General features: G+C 65.6%; 16 protein-coding genes. 10 read left to right on the plus strand and 6 right to left on the minus strand.

Going from position 1 to position 18,001, the window contains the following annotated elements; translation table 11 throughout:
* Positions 1-121: 121 nt before the first annotated feature.
* Together BB347_RS14405 and ggt are read left to right on the plus strand one after the other, a co-directional pair.
* Entirely contained in the window at positions 122-1,522 is a 1,401-nt protein-coding gene (locus tag BB347_RS14405; RefSeq protein WP_076582869.1) for a M20/M25/M40 family metallo-hydrolase, read from the plus strand.
* Between the two features lie 109 nt (positions 1,523-1,631).
* Complete coding sequence (gene ggt / locus BB347_RS14410) at positions 1,632-3,257, plus strand: gamma-glutamyltransferase (protein WP_076582868.1); 1,626 nt, start codon at positions 1,632-1,634, stop codon at positions 3,255-3,257.
* Between the two features lie 43 nt (positions 3,258-3,300).
* On the opposite strand, the gene BB347_RS14415 is transcribed toward ggt, so the two are convergent.
* Positions 3,301-3,735 (minus strand): universal stress protein, encoded by a 435-nt coding sequence (locus BB347_RS14415; protein WP_076582866.1) that lies wholly within the window; start codon positions 3,733-3,735, stop codon positions 3,301-3,303.
* A gap of 164 nt (positions 3,736-3,899) precedes the next feature.
* Between BB347_RS14415 and BB347_RS14420 the strand changes: the two genes are divergently transcribed.
* A complete protein-coding gene (locus BB347_RS14420) occupies positions 3,900-4,736 on the plus strand; it encodes a BKACE family enzyme (protein WP_076582865.1) in 837 nt (278 codons plus the stop codon).
* Between the two features lie 3 nt (positions 4,737-4,739).
* Here the strand turns inward: BB347_RS14420 and BB347_RS19385 are convergent, their stop codons facing one another.
* A complete protein-coding gene (locus BB347_RS19385) occupies positions 4,740-4,916 on the minus strand; it encodes a hypothetical protein (protein WP_168170959.1) in 177 nt (58 codons plus the stop codon).
* A 184-nt stretch (positions 4,917-5,100) separates the two neighbouring features.
* Between BB347_RS19385 and BB347_RS14425 the strand changes: the two genes are divergently transcribed.
* The 4 genes from BB347_RS14425 to BB347_RS14440 all read left to right on the plus strand — a co-directional run bounded on the left by BB347_RS14425 (position 5,101) and on the right by BB347_RS14440 (position 9,412).
* Positions 5,101-6,504, plus strand: coding sequence for an FAD-binding oxidoreductase (locus BB347_RS14425; RefSeq protein ID WP_076582863.1), 1,404 nt, complete (start codon positions 5,101-5,103; stop codon positions 6,502-6,504).
* Positions 6,505-6,567: 63 nt separating this feature from the next.
* Positions 6,568-7,800, plus strand: a complete 1,233-nt coding sequence (locus BB347_RS14430; RefSeq protein WP_076582862.1) for a mandelate racemase/muconate lactonizing enzyme family protein — start codon at positions 6,568-6,570, stop codon at positions 7,798-7,800.
* An 85-nt stretch (positions 7,801-7,885) separates the two neighbouring features.
* Complete coding sequence (locus BB347_RS14435) at positions 7,886-8,890, plus strand: ornithine cyclodeaminase family protein (protein ID WP_076582860.1); 1,005 nt, start codon at positions 7,886-7,888, stop codon at positions 8,888-8,890.
* Between the two features lie 87 nt (positions 8,891-8,977).
* Positions 8,978-9,412: a GNAT family N-acetyltransferase gene (locus BB347_RS14440; protein ID WP_076582859.1), complete on the plus strand. Its 435-nt coding sequence runs from the start codon at positions 8,978-8,980 to the stop codon at positions 9,410-9,412.
* Between the two features lie 42 nt (positions 9,413-9,454).
* Here the strand turns inward: BB347_RS14440 and BB347_RS14445 are convergent, their stop codons facing one another.
* Positions 9,455-10,429 (minus strand): LLM class flavin-dependent oxidoreductase, encoded by a 975-nt coding sequence (locus tag BB347_RS14445; RefSeq protein WP_076582857.1) that lies wholly within the window; start codon positions 10,427-10,429, stop codon positions 9,455-9,457.
* Positions 10,430-10,626: 197 nt separating this feature from the next.
* Between BB347_RS14445 and BB347_RS14450 the strand changes: the two genes are divergently transcribed.
* Together BB347_RS14450 and BB347_RS14455 are read left to right on the plus strand one after the other, a co-directional pair.
* Complete coding sequence (locus tag BB347_RS14450) at positions 10,627-11,793, plus strand: enolase C-terminal domain-like protein (RefSeq protein WP_076582856.1); 1,167 nt, start codon at positions 10,627-10,629, stop codon at positions 11,791-11,793.
* Between the two features lie 51 nt (positions 11,794-11,844).
* Positions 11,845-12,624 carry an enoyl-CoA hydratase/isomerase family protein gene (locus tag BB347_RS14455; protein ID WP_076582854.1) on the plus strand — a complete coding sequence of 260 codons (780 nt, stop codon included), beginning with the start codon at positions 11,845-11,847 and terminating at the stop codon, positions 12,622-12,624.
* A 33-nt stretch (positions 12,625-12,657) separates the two neighbouring features.
* Here BB347_RS14455 and BB347_RS14460 read toward each other — a convergent pair whose 3' ends face one another.
* Positions 12,658-13,794, minus strand: a complete 1,137-nt coding sequence (locus BB347_RS14460; RefSeq protein WP_076582853.1) for an acyl-CoA dehydrogenase family protein — start codon at positions 13,792-13,794, stop codon at positions 12,658-12,660.
* A 187-nt stretch (positions 13,795-13,981) separates the two neighbouring features.
* Positions 13,982-15,181, minus strand: coding sequence for a CaiB/BaiF CoA transferase family protein (locus BB347_RS14465; protein ID WP_076582851.1), 1,200 nt, complete (start codon positions 15,179-15,181; stop codon positions 13,982-13,984).
* Positions 15,182-15,469: 288 nt separating this feature from the next.
* Between BB347_RS14465 and BB347_RS14470 the strand changes: the two genes are divergently transcribed.
* The gene (locus tag BB347_RS14470) at positions 15,470-16,264 is read left to right on the plus strand and encodes an HpcH/HpaI aldolase family protein (protein WP_076582850.1); all 795 of its coding nucleotides are present in this window, start codon (positions 15,470-15,472) and stop codon (positions 16,262-16,264) included.
* A gap of 87 nt (positions 16,265-16,351) precedes the next feature.
* On the opposite strand, the gene BB347_RS14475 is transcribed toward BB347_RS14470, so the two are convergent.
* Positions 16,352-17,995, minus strand: coding sequence for a thiamine pyrophosphate-binding protein (locus tag BB347_RS14475; RefSeq protein ID WP_076582848.1), 1,644 nt, complete (start codon positions 17,993-17,995; stop codon positions 16,352-16,354).
* Positions 17,996-18,001 lie beyond the last annotated feature (6 nt).

Consider the following 18,001-nt stretch of genomic DNA (forward strand, 5'->3'; position numbering starts at 1 on the left):
CGCTGATTCTGTTTTTCGTCACTCGCTGCAACTGTGCCGAGGACCACAACCATTTGTACTCCGCCGGGAAATGCCACAGCATGACACGCATGCTGGATGCATACCCCTCGGTGATCGATCGATGAGTACGGACGCGTTCGAGGCACTCGAGGACCACCGTGAGCGCCACCTCGAGGATCTGCAGGATCTCCTCGCGCAGCCGTCGATCAGCGCGACGGGCGAGGGAATCGAGGACTGCGTCGAGCTGGTCCGACGCTCGTGTCTCGAGTACGGCTTCGACGACGCGGAGATCGTCGAGACGCCGGGACGACCGGCGGTGATCGCCCGCGCATCGGCCGACCCCGACGCGGTCGAAACCGAGGGGGACGTGCCGACGGTGTTGCTGTACGGCCACTACGACGTGCAACCCGCTTCGCCCTCGGAGTGGTCCTCGCCCCCGTTCGAGCCGACGATTCGTGCGGGACCCGACGGCGACCGGCGGCTGTACGCACGCGGCGCAGGCGACAACAAGGGCCAGTGGTTCGCCCACCTCTGTGGCGTGGAGGCACTCCGCGAAACCACTGGATTGCCGGCCGACGTCGTCCTCCTGGTCGAAGGCGAGGAAGAAAGCGGCAGCGAGCACCTCGAGCAACTCGTCCGGGACCGTCGAGGCGACCTCGAGGCGGACGTGGCCATCGTCGCCGATGGCCCGATCGACTCCTCGGGACGCCCCCACGTCTTGTTCGGCTCTCGCGGCCTGTTGTTCGTCGACATCGACGCGAACGGGGCGAATCGAGACCTCCACTCCGGAAACTTCGGCGGGCCGGTGCCGAATCCGGCGACGGCCGTCGTCGACGTGATCTCGTCGCTTCGAGACGAGGACGGCCGAATTACGCTCCCCGGATTCTACGACGACGTGCGAGTCGTGACGGACGCGGATCGCGACGTGCTGGACGCAATCTCGGTCGACGAGGATGCGATCGAAGCCGACCTCGGCCTCTCGTCGCTCGAGTTAGACCCCGACGAGGGGTACGTCGAACGACTGCTCACTCGGCCGAATCTCAACGTTGCGGGCCTCGACGCGGGCTATCAGGGCGAGGGGATGAAGACGGTGCTCCCCTCGGAAGCCAGTGCGAAGATCGACTTCCGACTGGTCGCGGATCAGGACCCCGCGGCCGTCTTCGACGCGCTGTGTGCCCACGCTCGCGAGCAGGTGCCGGAGGGGGTCGAGATCGAACTCACGAAAATCGCGTCGATGGACCCCCAGCGGACGGCCGCGGATAGTCCCGTCGTCGATCCCGCGGTTCGAGCGGTCGACAGCGCTTGGGACGACGATCCGATCCTCAAACCGTCGCTGGGCGGCTCGGTCCCGACCTACGTCTTCGCCGACGCCCTCGACGTCCCGTGTCTCGTGATCCCCTACGCGAACGAAGACGAGAACAACCACGCTCCGAACGAGAACATCGAACTCTCGTGTTTCCGCGCCGGCTGTCGCACGACGGCGGCGTTGCTCGCGGAGCTGGGATCGGCCGACCTCGAGTAGTCCGATCACGTTCGAGGTCGCGTTTGGGGAAGCACTTCGACGACGCCTCCGCCACTCGAGGATGCGTGACAATACCAATGCTTTTGGCATCGCTCGCGGATGCCCAGATATGGACTCGAATCCTGACTTAGATCGTTTTACGTCGCGTCGGTCGACGGTTCGCGCGCCTCGCGGCGTCGTCGCGACGAGCCAGCCCCTCGCCTCGGAAGCGGGGGTCGCCGTGTTACGAGACGGCGGGAACGCCTTCGACGCCGCCGTGGCGACGGCGGCCGTACTCAACGTCGTCGAACCGACGAGCACCGGACTCGGTGGCGACCTCTTCGCCCTCTACAGAACTGCAGACGGCGACGTCGGCGCGTTCCGAAGCTGTGGCGGTGCGCCGGGCGATGCGACCCTCGAGCGCGTCCGGGAGGCCGTCGCCGCGGAGCAAGACGTCGACCCCGAAGACGCCGAGATGCCGGTCTACGGCCCGCAGACGATCACGGTTCCCGGCACGGCGCGGGGCTGGGAGCGAACCGTCGAGGAACTCGGCGAACTCGATCTGGCGCGGACGCTCGAGCCGGCGATCGAGTACGCGACCGAGGGCTTCCCCGTCTCGGAGATCATCGCCGACCAGTGGGCGGAGGCGGCCTCCGTGCTCGACGGCGAGCAGTCTCGAGACGCGTACCTCTTCGACGGCGACGCGCCGGACGTCGGCGAGTCCGTCACGCTGCCGGAACTGGGTGAGAGCCTCCGGCGAATCGCCGAAGAGGGTGCCGACGTCGTCTACGAGGGCGATATCGCGGACGAAATCGTCGAGACGGTCCAATCCCGCGGCGGGTTGCTTTCACACGACGATCTCGCGTCGTTCGAACCCGAGTTCGTCGACCCCGTCAGCACGACCTACGGCGACGCGAAGATCTACGAGTTGCCCCCGAACAATCAGGGCCTGATCGCTCTCGAGGCGCTCAACATCGCCGAAGAACTCGGCGCGGGCGAGTACCCAGCAGGGTCGACCGAACGGATTCACCTCGGTGCAGAGGCGATGAAGCGGGCGATGGTCGACGGCCACCACTACATCACGGATCCGACGTTCGAGGACGTGCCGGATCTCGCCTCGAAGGAGTACGCGGCCGAGCGGGCGGCGGAGATCGACGCGGAGGCGTCTTCGGACGTGGAGATCGGCTTCGAGAACGACAGCGCCGAGAACGCGGACACCGTCTTGCTCACGGTCGCGGACGAGGCGGGGAACGTCGTCTCGTTCATCAACTCCCGGTTCAAGGACTTCGGCAGCGGCATCGTCGCCGGCGACACCGGCATCGCCCTCCAGAACCGCGGCAGTTCGTTCTCGCTGGATCCCGACCATCCGAACCGGATCGAACCGGGCAAACGGCCGTTCCACACGCTCATTCCCGGCATCGCCACCCTCGCGGACGACGACTGGGCGGCCTTCGGCGTGATGGCCGGCTACAACCAGCCACAGGGGCACCTCCAGGTGCTGATGAACCTGCTCGACGACGGAATGTCGGTCCAGGAGGCGATCGACTTCCCGCGCTGGCGCTACCAGGTCGACGGGCAACTCGCCGTCGAGGGCCGACTCGAGGGGCGCGTTCAGACGAAACTCGCTCGCCGCGGCCACGAAGTTCGGGTGATGCCGCCCGCACACTTCGGCGGCGGTCAGATCGCGCGTAACACGGACGGCGTCCTCTCGGGCGGTAGTGATCCGCGAAAAGATGGCTCGGCGGTCGGCTTCTAATCGACTCGGCGCTCGGCTTCTAATCGACTCGGCGCTCGGACGATTAGACGATCAGCGTCGGTCGATCCGTGTTGATCAGGACGTTCTGGGCGACGCTGCCGAAGACGGCTTTCCCGACGGAACTTCGCTTTCGAGGGGCCATGACGACGAGGTCGGCGTCCGCCTCCTCGACGAAGTCGACGATTTCGTCGGCCGAATCGCCGTGGCGACGCTCGAGGTCGTACTCGATCGCCGCGTCCTCGAGTAAGTCTCGAGCGCGCACGACCGCGTCGGGGTAGTCGTCTTCGTCGTAGAGTTCCGCTGAGCTAACGTTGCCGCCGTCGTCGACGGCTTTGAACTTCTCGAAGACGTTGAGCACCGTCACGCTGATCGTTTCGGCGTCGCTGATCACGCCTGCGTCGAGGAGGTCGATGACGTACTGCGTCGCTTTGGCACCGCGTTCTTCGCTGGTATCGACTGGGATGACGATGTGGTACATGCTTCGTTCGTCCCTCGCGTTGCATCCACATAATTCTTCGACGATGGACCTCGCCAGCATCGTCCGAGTCGGGTGATCGCTCGACGATTCGCCGTTCGCTCGAGTGTGCGACCGTCTCTCACTTCCAGTACAGTTTTTATGGTTGACACGCTCTCTTCCGGTAGATGAGTTACCAAGACTACCTCGCGGGCGAACCCTTGATCCTGACGGTGCCGACGACCGGCGGCGTACAGGGCAAGGAGGCGAATCCGAACCTGCCGGAGTCACCCGAGGAGATTGCGAACGCAGCACGGGAGTGTGAGAAACTGGGGGCGTCGATCGTGCACCTGCACGGACGCGACGAACACGGCGAGCGCGACGCCAGTCGATTACAGGAGATCAACGAGCTGGTTCGCGAGCGCTGTGAGGATATCATCGTCCAGAACACGACGGGAGGGACGGGCCTGCCACTCGAGGAGCGAGTAAAGGGCATTCGAACGGATCCGCTGCCGGAGATGGCGTCGCTCGACATGGGGCCGATGAACCGCTACCAGCACATCACCGCTGAGAACACCCGACACATGATCGACACGCTCGCGGCGGAGATGCAAGAGAAGGGGATCAAACCCGAGATGGAGGTGTTCAACAACGGCCACCTCAACGAGGTCTATCGCCTCATCGAGAAGGGCTTGCTCGAGGAACCCTACTACATCAACATCATCTTCGGGCCCGGTACGCTCACGCCGCCGACGCCGGAGAACATGGTCAACATGATCAACAACCTCCCCGAGAACTCGATCTTCAACGTGCTCGCCATCGGCCGCCACCAACTGCCACTCACGACGATGGGAATCGTCATGGGCGGGCACATCCGCGTCGGGATGGAGGACAACCTCTACTACCGCAAGGGAGAACCCGTCGAGAGCAACGCCCAATTGGTCGAACGCGCCGTTCGAATCGCGGACGAACTCGAGCGAGAGCTGGCGACGCCGACGGACGCCCGCGAGATGCTCGGACTGTAGGCGTTACTCGGCGGTACGATAGTGTTCACAGTCGCGATCGTGAGCCAACTCGTGGCGGTCGTTACAGACGTCCGCTCGCATCGGGCTGACGAACTCCTCGATCACGCCGCAGTAGGCTCGTTCGGTCTCGAACTCGCGGTCGCCGTCCGTCGTGCGGTAGGAAAGGTGTGGACACGTCATAGCTCTCACAACGAATGAGAGCCATGAATACGTTTGGGTCGGCTCAGTATCGGCCGCCGTTCTGTTAGCGCGTTCGCGACTACTCGGATTAGACTCCTCGTTCTGGTTCCCTGATGGGTACATATGCAGACGGCGGCTCCACGGACCGGCACATATACGGACATTGGCGTGTCATGACGAACCAATGGAAACGCAGACCGACGCCGAATACGAGTGTGGGTTTCTCGAGGACGCCGTCGAGGACGGACGGGTGGCCTACGAGGCTTCCGTTCGCGAACAGTACGCCGAAGACGCGAGTCCGCACGCGGGTCGTCTGCCCGACGCCGTCGTCTGGCCGGCCTCGACTGAGGAGGTCGCCGCGGTGCTCTCGGCGGCGAACGACCGCGAGATTCCGGTGACGCCGTGGTCCGGTGGCTCCGGCCTCGAGGGCAACGCCATCCCCGCTTCGGGCGGGATCGTGCTCACCACTGCGGACCTCGACCAGATCAGCGTCTCGCCGGACGACCTTCACGCGACCGTCGGCGCGGGCGTGGTCTACGACGACCTGAACGAGCACCTCGCCCAGCACGGCCTCCGATTCGCCCCCGGCATCTCGAGTGGCGATATCGCCACGCTCGGAGGCATGGTCGCGACGAACGCGAGCGGCTTCAACGCGGTTCGCTACGGCGAGACGCGAAATCACGTCCGCCGACTCGAGGTCGTGACCGCCGACGGGAGGATCGTCGAGTGCGGGCGCGACGTGGTGAAGACCTCGGCGGGCTACAGCCTGAAGGACCTCATCATCGGGAGCGAGGGGACGCTGGGGGTCGTCACCGAGGTGACCGTTGGCCTGGTCGGGGTGCCCGAACACCGGCGGGCGGCGCTCGTGACGTTTCCGTCCCGGGAGGACGCCTCTCGAGCCGTCTCCGACGCGATCGGTTCGGCGCTCGTCCCCGGCGCGATCGAGTTCATGGATCGGATGTCGATACGGATGCTCAACGCCTACCACGACGACCTCGAGTTCGAGGAGCAACCGACGCTGCTGATCGAACTCCACGCGAACAACGACGGCATCGAGGAGGATCTCGCGTTCGCGAAACTCATCTGTGAAGATCACGGCATGGAGTCGTGGACGGCCGCGGCCGAGGAGAACATCGACGACATCTGGCAGGCGCGTCGCGACAAGTACTGGGCGACGACGTCCTACCGCGAGGAGTGGGAGGTCGCGCTCGTGGGCGACGTCGTCGTCCCCATCTCGAACTACCCGGACATCGTCCAGGAGGTCTCCGACGCGGGCGAGGACCTCGATTTGACCGTCTCCTGTGTCGGCCACGCGGGCGACGGCAACCTCCACTACACGCCGCTGGTCGACCCCGACGACGAGGAGATGGTCGCTCGAGCACACGAACTGAACGAGCGCGTCGTCTCCAAAGCGCTCGAACTCGGCGGTAGCGCGACGGGCGAACACGGCGTCGGCATCGGGAAGCGAAAGTTCATGGCCGAAGAACACGGCGTCGCACTCGACCTCATGCGCTCGATCAAGGACACGCTCGATCCGAAGGGGATCTTGAACCCCGGGAAGGTCATCCCGGAGCCGTCGCCGGAATAACCAATTCGTGTCACCGGAACCCACAAGAGTAATGCCAACGCTTGTGAAACGTGCCACGGTACCATGTACTCGGACTTCGCGGCCCGGTTGGCGACGACCATGTGGCCGGATTTCGATCAGACGCCCGAACGCAGCACGGAAACCCCAGAAATTACCGACGTCTCGACCGTCGTCGTCGACGGCAACTTCCCCTGGACGATCGTCACGCTCGAGACCGACGCCGGCGTGACGGGCATCGGCGAAGCCTACCCCTCTCCCGGCGTCCACGAGGTGATCACGGACTACTTACAGCCTGTCCTGCGCGGCGAGAACCCCCTCGACGTCGAACGACTCTACCACCTCATGCGCGAGAGCCTCTCGGGACGGGGCTCCCAGCAGGGGATGGGTACCATCGCCATCAGCGGCGTCGAACTCGCGCTGTGGGACGCCGCCGGCAAGATCCTCGAGCAGCCCGTCTATCAGCTGCTTGGCGGCAAGATGCGCGAGGAGGTTCGACTCTACGCGGACTGTCACGCGGGCGAGGGGATGGTCGAGGCGGCGTTGGACGAACAGCCGACGGAAGCCTACGAGGCCGCCGCGTACGCTAACGCTGCTCGATCCGCGGTCGACGACGGCTTCGAGATCGTCAAGTTCGACCTCGACGTGCCCTCCGGCCGGGAGATCGACACGCTGGCTCGCCACTTCGACGGCCCCGAGATCGAACACAAGCGAGCGCTCGTCGAGGCGGTCACCGACGAAGTCGGCGACGAAGCTGAGGTCGCGGTCGACCTCCACTGGAACTTCAGCGTCGAGGCGGCCGAGAAGCTGTGTCGTGCGCTCGAGCCCTACGATCTCGCGTGGGTCGAGGACCCGATCCCGCCCGAGAACGCGGACGCGATGGCCGAGTTGAACCGGAGCGTGAGCCAGGCGCTGCTCACCGGCGAGAACTGCTACGGCCGACACGGCTTTCGCGACCTGCTCGAGCAACAGGCCGTCTCGTTCGTCGCGCCGGACATCCCGAAAACGGGCGGCATCGCCGAGACGAAGAAGATCGGCGAACTCGCCGACACCTACTACACGACGCTGACGCCCCACAACGTGGGCAGTCCGGTCGCGACGATGGCCGGCGTCCACGTCGGCGCGACGGTGCCGAACTTCCTCGCCCTCGAGTACCACGCGCGAGACGTGCCGTGGTGGGACGATCTGGTCGACTCCGACGAGCCGTTGATTCAGAACGGCCGCATTACGGTGCCGGACGAGCCGGGGCTGGGCATCGAACTGGACTGGGACGTCGTCGAGGAACACCGGAAGACGTAGCCTGCAGGTCTCGACGCTTCTCTCCGTTCGACCCCGGCCCACCGTATCGGCACGCTTTTTCTCCCTCGAGTGTGAGTGTCATCGTATGACAGACACGCTGTTTCTGACCAGCGACGAACTCGAGGGACTCGCGACGCCGGCTGAGTACGTCGACGCCGTGAGGGAGGGCTATCGACAGGTCGGTGAAGGAGCACCGGCGTATCCGCGCCAGAAGTTCTTCCGGTCGGATCCGGACGGGATGTTCACCAGCTACGCCGCCTTGCTCCCCGAGACGGGCGTCGTCGGGGGCTACATGTACACCTCTGGCTTCGGTGCGGGGAACGCCTGGTTCGTGACGCCGCTGTTCGACGCCGAGAGCGGCGAACCGTTGGCCGTCCTCGACGGGGCGAGCATGAACCCGTTCAAAACCGGCGCGGCAGGTGCCGTGGCCGTCGACGAACTCGCGCGAGACGACGCGACGACGCTGGCCGTCATCGGCAGCGGCTCGCAGGCCCGCGGGCAGGTTCACGCCACCGCGACGGTTCGCGACTTCGAGGAGGTCCGCATCTTCTCGCCGACACCCGAGAACCGCGAGGCGTTCGCGAGCGAGTTCGACGAGCGACTCGCGGCGGACGTTCGGCCCGTCGACTCGAGCGCGGCCGCACTCGAGGGCGCGGACGTCGTCATCACGGCGACGAAATCGGGCGACCCCGTCTTCGACGGCGAGGACCTCGAGCCCGGGACGCACGTGACGGCGATGGGGCAGTATCAGGAGGGGAGCCACGAGATCGATACGACGACGATCGAACGGGCGACGTACGTGCCGGACCTCCGCGAGCGCGCGACGTTCGACGCCGGCGCGTTCCTCGCGGCGCTCGAGGACGGCGTCGTCGACGAGGATCACGTCCACGCGGATCTGGGCGAGGTCGTCGCCGGGAGCGCTCCCGGCCGAACGAGCGACGACGAGATCACCGTCTTCGACAGCGGCGGGACGGGCATCGAGACGGCCGCGGCGGCGGACATGCTCTATCGGCGCGCGCTCGAGGCCGACCTCGGCTCGACGATCGACTTCGCGCCGGCGAGCGAGGCGCTCACGGGTCGACTACCCTAACACCACGCTCGCACTCGCCGACGAGCGACGCCGCCGAACGGCGACTCGCCCCGTGTAGCTAAGTGCAGTCGTCACCGACGGGGTGCCATGTCGAACGCAACCGTTCGCGAACTCACGTCGACCGACGCCGTCCGCGAGGCGTTTCCGATCGTCGCCGAACTTCGAGACCACCTGGACGAGACGCGCTACCTCGAGTTGTACGAGCAGATGGCCGAGGAGGGGTATCGGCTGTTCGCGGTCTACGACGACGGCCAGCCCGTCGCCGTCGCCGGCGTCACCATCTCGACGAACTTCTATCTGGGTCGCCACGCCTACGTCTACGATCTCGTCACGACCGAAGCGGAGCGATCGAAGGGCCACGGCGAACGCCTCCTCGAGCACGTCCACGAGTGGGCGGCCGAACGGGACTGCGAAGCGATCGAACTCGAGTCCGGCCGCTGGCGAGACGACGCGCACCGATTCTACACCGAGCGAATGGGCTACGAGAAGTACTGTTACTCGTTCGTCTACGACCTATCGTAATCGCTCGAGTGAGGAGGGGTGCCCGCGAGTTATCCGACCCGATCAGCCGACGATGTCGGCGTAGCGTCGAAGCTGCTCGCGCTGATCGCTCGCCGTGAATCGGGTGACGAATGACTCGACGCCCGCGTCGGCGTAGCGCTCGAGGTGCTCCGCGACGACCGACGGCGGGCCGAACGCGCCGCGAGCGCGGATCTCGTCGTCGCTGAAGGGGGCTTTCGCCGGGTAGTATCGCTCGAGGAAGTCTCGAGCCTCCTCGATGGCCGCGGCTTCGGTCTCGGCGATCACGACGTCGTGGTAGTAGGCCGCGTCGAACAGGGCGGGATTTCGCCCCGCGTCGTCGACGATCTCGCGAGCGCGTTCGAGCCCGGATTCGTACATCTCGGGGGTCATGCCGATGGGGAGCCAGCCGCCGCCGTGAGTTTCGATGCGCTCGCGAATCGGTCGCGGGAAGCCGTCTCGCGGGTCGAACGTCGCGGAGGCGATGTACAGGGGCGGCGGACTGCCACAGGGTCTGAGTCCGATATCGGCGTCCTCGAGGTCGAAGAACTCGCCGTCGACGGTAACGGATTCGTCCTCCCACAGGCCCGTCACGATCTCGAGTCCTTCGTCGAGGAGCGCGCCGCGGCGGCCGTAGGGCACGTCCAACTGCTCGTGTTCCTCGACGACGCTCGAGCCGACGCCGACCCCGATGCCGAGCGCGAGGCGGCCGCCGCTCAGCAGGTCGACGGTCGCCGCCTGGTGGGCGACGTGGACGGGGTGGCGAAGCTGTGGCAGGTAGACGGCCGTGCCGAGCGTGACGGCGTCCGTCGCGCCGGCGATCGCGCTCAGGGCGGACAGCGCCTCGAGTCGGGGCTTCGCGAGGACGCTGTCGCCGGCCCAGACCGCGTCGAGGCCGAGTCCTTCCGCCCGCTGGGCGAGTTCGACGACCTCCGAATCGGCGCGTGCGGCTTGCTCGAGTCCGTCGTCGGCCGAGAGAACGATTCCGCGCGTCGGCAGTACGTAGCCGTGTGATACCATGCCCCTCAGTTTTCGCGGTGTGACCGTAACTGTTGCCCCGCTTTCGGGCGCATCTGTGCCCCAACGCGGGCCGTGTGCACTACAACGGCTTTTTGTTCGTTCGCAACTCGTCGTCGCTGTCGATTGACCGGCACGCGGGCTACCACCGATTTCCGAGAGGGAAAGCGATTTGGTAACAGTCGTCAATGGACGGGTAGATGGCACCGACTATCACGAAGATCGAATCCGTCGAGTTCGGCTACGACTTACCGGACGTCGGCTACGCGCCGAACGGATTCAGTATCGTCTACGAACCCGGAACGACCACCCAGCGAAAGCTCTTCGCGCTCCGGATTCACACCGACGAGGGGATCACGGGCGAGTACGTCGGTGGCAACTCGCCCGCCGCGGCCCAGATCAACATGGTCGCGGACTACCTGATCGGCAAGAACCCGCTCGAGCGCGAGCGCCACTGGTCGGCGTTCAAACGCGCGCTCAGGAAGTACGACTGGATGGGGATGGGCCCGCTCGACATCGCGCTGTGGGACTTCGCCGGGAAATACCACGACGCGCCGATTCACGAACTCATCGGCACCTACCGAACCGAGTTTCCCGCCTACGCGTCGACGTACCAGGGCGACAGAAACGGCGGGTTGGACTCCCCTGAGGCGTACGCCGACTTCGCCGAGGACTGTCTCGAGATGGGGTATCAAGGGTTCAAAATTCACGACTGGGGCGGCGACTGGACCGACGCCGAGGAGTCGGCCGAGACCGTCCACGAGGTGGGCCGTCGCGTCGGCGACGAGATGGACCTGATGATCGACCCGGCCTGTAACCCGAACACGTACGCCGACGCGCTCGAGATCGGCAAAGCCTGCGACGACGCCGGCTTCCTCTGGTACGAGGACCCCTACCGCGACGGCGGCGTCTCACACCACGCCCACCGAAAGCTTCGTGAGTCCCTCGAGACGCCGCTCTTGCAGACCGAGCACGTCCGCGGCCTCGAGCCCCACGCCGATTTCATCGCGGCCGACGCGACGGACTTCGTTCGCGCGGATCCCGAGTACGACGGCGGCATCACGGGCGCGATGAAGATCGCCCACGTCGCCGAGGGCTTCGGCCTCGACGTGGAGTACCACGCGCCGGGGCCGGCCCAGCGCCAGTGTCTCGCGGCGACGCGCAACAGCAACTACTACGAAGTCGCGCTCGTCCACCCGGACTGTCCGAACACGCAACCGCCGGTCTACGAGGGCGAGTACTCCGACATGCTCGATTGCATCGACGAGGACGGCCGCGTGCAGGTTCCCGACGGGCCGGGCCTCGGCGTCGAGTACGACTGGGACGACATCCTCGAGCGCGAAATCGGCCGCCGAACGTACGAGTAACGCACGACCGACCGAAAATCACACTATTACGTTATCACGTTCCAACTTCCCATGTACGACGACATTCGATACGAGACCGACGACGGAATCGCCACGATCACGATCGACCGACCGGACGTACTCGACGCGTTTCGCGAGCAGACGATCGCGGAACTCAACGACGCCATCCGCGTCGCGAACGAGGACGAACGCGTCTACGTGGTCGTCCTGACCGGGGCCGGAGACGGCTTCTGTGCCGGTGCCGACATCACGGAGATGCCGGATTGGCACGAGGAGATGTCCAAGGAAGACTACGCGGGCTACCTCTGGGGCGTCCAGAACGTCGTCCGTCAGCTTCGAGCGATGGAAAAACCCTCCATCGCCGCCGTCGGCGGACCGGCCATCGGTGCCGGCTGTGACTTCGCGCTGGCGTGTGACATGCGCGTCGTCGGCCCCGACGCGATCTTGCGCGAGGGATTCGTCCGCGTCGGCCTGGTTCCCGGCGACGGCGGCGCGTGGCTGCTCCCACGGCTCATCGGCGAGTCGAAGGCCAAAGAGTACCTCCTCACCGGCAAAGACATCGAGCCCGACGACGCCGTCGACCTCGGTCTCGCCGTCGAGAACGCCGACGAGTCACTCGAGGCGGCCCTCGACCTCGCGGCAGATGTCCTCTCGCTGCCGGCACACGCCGTTCGGCGGACGAACGAACTCGTCGATTCAGAGCAGACGTTCGAGGACTACTGCGAGCGGGCGATCGAGTACCAGTGGGAGTGCGTGAACGACGCCGAACACCACGAAGCGATCGCGGCCTTCGGCGAGGGACGAGACCCGGCGTTCGACCGCGAGTACTGAGTTCGCGCTCGGCAGCACCTCGCGGCGAATTGCTCAGGCGAGGTCCGGCAACCCGCGCTGTTTCAACACCGAAGCGATCTGGTTCTTCTGGACTTCGTCGGTTCCGGCGGCCAATCGACGGCCCCGCGCCAGCCGGTAGAGGTACTCGAGCGGGTGGCCCTGCTGGTAGCCGTTCGCGCCGTGGATCTGCAGGGCTTCGCTGACGACCCGTTCGACCATCTCGCTCGAGCGGAGTTTGGCCATCGAGGCGTCGAGCCTGTCGGGGATCCGGCCGCGTTCGTGGGCCTGAATCGCCGCGCGGTGAGTGAGCGAGCGCGAGGCCTCGAGGTCGGTCGCGGCGTCTGCGAGCTTCCACTCGATACCTTGAAAGTCGGCGATGGGCTGGTCGAACTGCGTTCGTTGCTCGGCGTACTCAAGGGCCTTATCCAGCGCGCAACTGGCGATGGCGTTGGCGAGGGTTGCACTGCCGAGGCGTTCCCAGTTGAGCGCGCGGAGTTGGTTCTTGAACCCCTCGGAGCCGCGCGTGACGACGTTTTCTTCGGGGACGACGACGTCTTCCATGACGAAGTGCGTCTGGTGGTGCTCGGCCATGTTCTCGTAGTGTTGCTCGATACTCACACCTGCCGCGTCGAAGTCGACGACGACGGAGCCGAGCCCCTCCGGGAACTGCGTCCAGACGAGGACGGCACTCGAGTGCTCGACGTTGCTCACCCACGTCTTCTCGCCGGTGATACGGAGGTCGTCGCCGTCTTCTTCGACCGTCGTCCGCATTGCACCCACGTCCGAACCGGCTTCGGGCTCGGAGATGCCGATGGCGATGCTGTCCTCGCCGGCGACCACCGGCGGGAGGTAGCGCTCTTTAGCCTCGTCCGTGCCGAATAACTCGATCGCACGGGGGGCGACCATCTGCTGGTTGTAGAGGAACTCTGCCGTGTCGGGACAGACGCGGCCGACGGCTTCGATGGTGAGCATCGCGTCGAACTCGGTCATTCCCCCGCCACCGTACTCCTCGGCGATATTGATCCCGAGAAAGCCCTGTTCGGCGAGCAACTCGACGTTCTCCCAGGGCGGGTCGCCGTCCCACGTGAACGCGCGGTCCGTGAACTCCCGCTCGGCGAGGTCTTCTAACGACGAGACGAGCAGTTCCTGTTCGTCACTGAGCGTGATCATCGCTAGCCTCTACCGGGGCGGCTGATATCAATGTACGCGAAACGGCGGTTGCGTCGAACGGGTGTCGATTTCGCACCCAGTAAAAAACGCACCGAGATCCACCCCGACCTCATCGTCTTCGTCCGACCCGTCGACGCTCGAGTTATTGTCCTGTTCGTTGTGCCACTGGTGAAATCAACCGCGACCGTTACGTCTCCGGGACGGTACCCGCGACGACCGCGCCGGTCTCGAGCATCCGTTCGATCTCTCCGTCGTCGTAGGTTAGGGACTCGAGCACGTCGACCGTGTGCTCGCCGACGGCGGGCGGATCGGAGGAGAACGTCCCGTCGTGGATGTCTGAACTGAACCGAAACGGGAGGGCAGGAACGGTGATCTCCTCGCCCGTTTCGGGGTTCGTGGAATCGACGAGGGACTCGCGAGCCTCGGCGTGTGGGTCGTCATCGACGAGATCCGCCACGGACTGAACGGCCCCGGAGGGGATCTGGGCCTCGAGGAGGTACTGCTCGAGGTCCTTCGACTCGAAGCGTTCGAACTCGGCCGTGAGTTCGTCCCGGAGCGCCTCGCGGTTGTCGACGCGATCCTCGAGCGTCTCGAATCGCTCGTCCTCGAGGAGGTCGGGTCGCTCGAGGAGATCACAGAGGCGGTCGTACATCGGTTCGGTGAGCGTGGCGACGTAGGTGTAGCCCTCGCCGGCTTCGAAGACGCCGTTTGGCGCGCTGCCGATGCCTTTGCTTCCCGCTCGTTCCGGCAGGGTGCCGGTTCGTTCGTAGTTCGTGATCCAGTAGGACATCCAGGCGACGGCGACGTCGAACAGCGAGATGTCGATGTGGGTACCCTCGTCCGCCCGGTCGCGCTGTCGAATGGCCCCGAGGATGGCGACGGCGGCGTTCGCGCCCGTCCCGCAGTCGATGAGGCTCGCGCGGATTCTGACCGGTGGGCGGTCCTCGTATCCGGTGATCGACATCAGGCCCGAGACGGCCTGAATGCAGGGGTCGTAGCCCGGGAAGGTGCTGTAGGGACCGGTTCGGCCGAAGCCCGACAGCGAGCAGTAGATCACGTTCTCGTTTCGCTCCCGGACCGACTCGTAGTCGAGGTCGAACTTCTCGAGGACGCCGGGACGGAAACTCTCGATGACGACGTCGGCCTCGTCGACCAATTCCGTGGCGACGGCGTGGCCGTCCTCGGCCTTCAGATCGACGGCGATGCTGAGTTTGCCGTGGTTGAACGGCGCGGACATGTCCCCGCCCATCAGATTGCGGAAGGCGTCGCCCGCGGGCGGTTCGACCTTGATGACCGTCGCCCCCATTTCGGCGAGTAGTTGGGTACAGGTTGGTCCAGCGACCGATTGCGTGAAGTCGACGACCGTGATGTCGTCTAAAGGCTTCATGCCAATTGCTCCGTGCTAACGCTCATAATGGTTTCGACGAGAGTCACCTCGCAGTGAGTTCGCGCGATGGTTCCCCCGATTCGGTGTCGACCTCGGTGACTCGAGCGTCGTGCCATCGACCCCCACGCTTTTGCTGCCAGCATCGAATGACCAGACGATGAACGAACCGACAGCCGAGACAGACCGTCGTTCGAACCGACGGCTGGCGTCGACTCGCGGACCGTTTCGAGCAGTGCAGACTTCCCGTCGCGAAGTGCAGACTACCTGCTGTGAACCGGAGGAATCCGGATGACCGGGCTCGCAGACGCGGACGCGAGCGACGGCTTCCGCGAGTCGTTCCTCGCCGGTGACGCGCTCGGGACGTGGCTCTCGATCGGCCACCCGGCGCTCGTCGAGGCCGCCGCTCGAGCAGGTTTCGACTACGTCGCCATCGACACTGAACACACGACGATGAGCCTCGAGACCGTCGCCGAACTCGTTCGGACGGCCGCCGGCGTTCCCGGCGATCTCGCCGTCTTCGTCCGGCCCGCGTCGAACGATCCGGTTCGGATCAAACGCGTGCTCGACATCGGCGTCGACGGCATCATCGTCCCGAAGATCGACACGGTGGATGACGCACGGGAGCTGATCAGCGCGACACGGTATCCACCGAACGGCGAGCGCGGCGTCGCGTCGGGACGGGCCGCCGGCTACGGCGAGCACTTCGTCGACTACGTCGAGGACGGTCACGCCGACTTGCTCGTTGTCGCCCAGATCGAGTCGGCGGCCGGCGTCGAGAACGCCGCCGAGATCGCCGACGTCGACGGCGTCGACTCCCTCTTTATCGGCCCGGCCGACCTCTCGGCGTCGCTCGGCGTCTTCGCCGAGTGGGACGCCCCCGAACTCGCGGACGCGATGGCTCGCGTCGTCGAGGCCGGTAACGCCGCCGGTCTTCCCGTTGGCACGTTGACCGTCCGAGCGGAAGATATCGCCGCTCGAGCGGAACACGGCTTCGACTACCAGATCGCGGGCAAGGACATGACGTCGCTCATCGAGAGCGGCGAGCGAATCCGCGAGCGCTACGCCGAGTGCGCGTCAGAATAGGGCTGTCGGCGATCGCTTTTTGGTGCGACCCACGCCCGACGTCCGTCAGCTGTCAGCCGTGACCGCGTGCGTTCTTTCCGCGATCGCTCAGTCGTTCATGTGGACGCTCGACTGTGGCTCGTAGGGATCCGTCGGAATTTCGACGAGCGTCGGGCCGTCGCTCTCGATGGCCTCGGCGACCGTTGCGGCTACCTCGTCGGTCGTCGTGGCGGACATCGTGTCGATGCCGAGGCCCTCCGCGACCGTCGTGTACGAGACCGGCGCGGACTCCCAGCCGTACTCGCCGGGGTCCATCCGATAGCTCCGGCCCGCTTCCTCGCTGATGATCGCGTAGTCGCTGTTGTTGAGGACGACCACCGTTACGTCGATCTCCTCGCCCGCGAGCGTGTGCAGTTCGTGAATGCACATCATCAGGCCTCCGTCGCCGGTGAGCGCGACGACGTCCTGGTCGGGATTGGCCTTCTTCGCACCGATCGCCGAGGGGACGCCCGACCCCATCGTCGCCCACGAGCCGGGATTGACGTAGTTCTGCGTGTCGTACACCGGAAACGTCAGCAGCGTCCAGAGTCGGAACCCGCCGGCGTCGACCGCGATGATCGAGTCTCGTGGCGTTCCCTCCCGAATCGCGTCGAGCGCGCTCACCGAGGTCAGGGGCGCTTCCGTCACCGCGCGCAGTTCCTCGAGTCGGTCGTCGATCGCGTCGCGGGTCTCCCGTGCTCGCCGGGTTCCGTTCTCGCTCTGGACGGTCCGTTCTGCGAGGCTCGCGTCGAGCGCCTCGAGCGTTCGGCCGGCGTCGGCGACGATGCCGACGGCCGGATCGTAGCCCGTGCCGATGTCGTCCGCGTCGAGCGTGACGTGGACCAGGTCGTCGGGCACGTCGATCGACCAGTTTTGCATGGTGACCGCGTCGAAGTCGGTGCCGACGCCGAGTGCGGCATCGGAGTTGGCGATAATCTCCTTCTGTGCCGTTCCGGTGCCCCCACAGAGGACGCCCCCCGCGAGGTCGTGGTCGTCTGGAAACACGCCCTTCCCCTTGTACGTGAGGACGACGGGAGCCTCGAGTCGCTCCGCGACGCGTCGCAGTTCGTCGCTCGCACCCGAGGCGCGGACGCCGCCACCGGCGATGATGATCGGGGATGACGCCCCTGCGAGAAGGTCTCCTGCGCGTTCGACCTTCGCTTCCGGCGGGTTGCCGGCTTCCTGGCGCTCGCTCGAGGCGGGTTCGGCGACCTCGACGTCCATCTTGAGGAAGTTCTTCGGGATGCCGATGCGGACGGGACCCGTCGGGGCCGTCTGTGCGATATCGATCGCTCGCTGGAGTTCGGCGACCGTGCTCTGGGGCGTCTCAACGGTGATGTTCTCCTTGACGACGTTGTCGTAGGTGTCCGGAGGCGTCTCGTGGATGCCGTCGCCGCCGCGGATTTCGGGTTCGGTCTCGACGGCGATGTGGAGTAAGGGTGTGCAGTCGTTGAGCGCGTTCTTCAGCCCGTTCATCGCGTTCATGTCGCCCGGCCCGGGGATGACGACCGTCGCGGCCATCGAATCGCTCGTCTCGGCGTAGCCCCACGCCTGATGCGAGACGGCGGTTTCGTGACGAGCCATCACGAACTCGATGTCGCTGCGTTCGCTGATGGTCTCGTTCAGCGGTAGCGACTGCTTGCCGGGAATGCCGAATAGGGTCCCGATGTTGTTGCTCACTAGACACTCGATAATCGCCTCGTTGACGTTCATACGTGT

Source organism: Natronorubrum daqingense (assembly GCF_001971705.1).
GTDB classification, from domain to species: Archaea; Halobacteriota; Halobacteria; order Halobacteriales; family Natrialbaceae; genus Natronorubrum; species Natronorubrum daqingense.

Coding starts and splice junctions, on each gene's coding strand:
- BB347_RS14430 (WP_076582862.1), top strand. CDS start 6,568: ATGTACTCGGACTTCGCGGCCCGGTTGGCGACGACCATGTGGCCGGAT.
- BB347_RS14465 (WP_076582851.1), bottom strand. CDS start 15,181: ATGAAGCCTTTAGACGACATCACGGTCGTCGACTTCACGCAATCGGTC.
- BB347_RS14440 (WP_076582859.1), top strand. CDS start 8,978: ATGTCGAACGCAACCGTTCGCGAACTCACGTCGACCGACGCCGTCCGC.
- BB347_RS14455 (WP_076582854.1), top strand. CDS start 11,845: ATGTACGACGACATTCGATACGAGACCGACGACGGAATCGCCACGATC.
- BB347_RS14405 (WP_076582869.1), top strand. CDS start 122: ATGAGTACGGACGCGTTCGAGGCACTCGAGGACCACCGTGAGCGCCAC.
- BB347_RS14470 (WP_076582850.1), top strand. CDS start 15,470: ATGACCGGGCTCGCAGACGCGGACGCGAGCGACGGCTTCCGCGAGTCG.
- BB347_RS14415 (WP_076582866.1), bottom strand. CDS start 3,735: ATGTACCACATCGTCATCCCAGTCGATACCAGCGAAGAACGCGGTGCC.
- ggt (WP_076582868.1), top strand. CDS start 1,632: ATGGACTCGAATCCTGACTTAGATCGTTTTACGTCGCGTCGGTCGACG.
- BB347_RS14425 (WP_076582863.1), top strand. CDS start 5,101: ATGGAAACGCAGACCGACGCCGAATACGAGTGTGGGTTTCTCGAGGAC.
- BB347_RS14475 (WP_076582848.1), bottom strand. CDS start 17,995: ATGAACGTCAACGAGGCGATTATCGAGTGTCTAGTGAGCAACAACATC.
- BB347_RS19385 (WP_168170959.1), bottom strand. CDS start 4,916: ATGACGTGTCCACACCTTTCCTACCGCACGACGGACGGCGACCGCGAG.
- BB347_RS14460 (WP_076582853.1), bottom strand. CDS start 13,794: ATGATCACGCTCAGTGACGAACAGGAACTGCTCGTCTCGTCGTTAGAA.
- BB347_RS14445 (WP_076582857.1), bottom strand. CDS start 10,429: ATGGTATCACACGGCTACGTACTGCCGACGCGCGGAATCGTTCTCTCG.
- BB347_RS14435 (WP_076582860.1), top strand. CDS start 7,886: ATGACAGACACGCTGTTTCTGACCAGCGACGAACTCGAGGGACTCGCG.
- BB347_RS14450 (WP_076582856.1), top strand. CDS start 10,627: ATGGCACCGACTATCACGAAGATCGAATCCGTCGAGTTCGGCTACGAC.
- BB347_RS14420 (WP_076582865.1), top strand. CDS start 3,900: ATGAGTTACCAAGACTACCTCGCGGGCGAACCCTTGATCCTGACGGTG.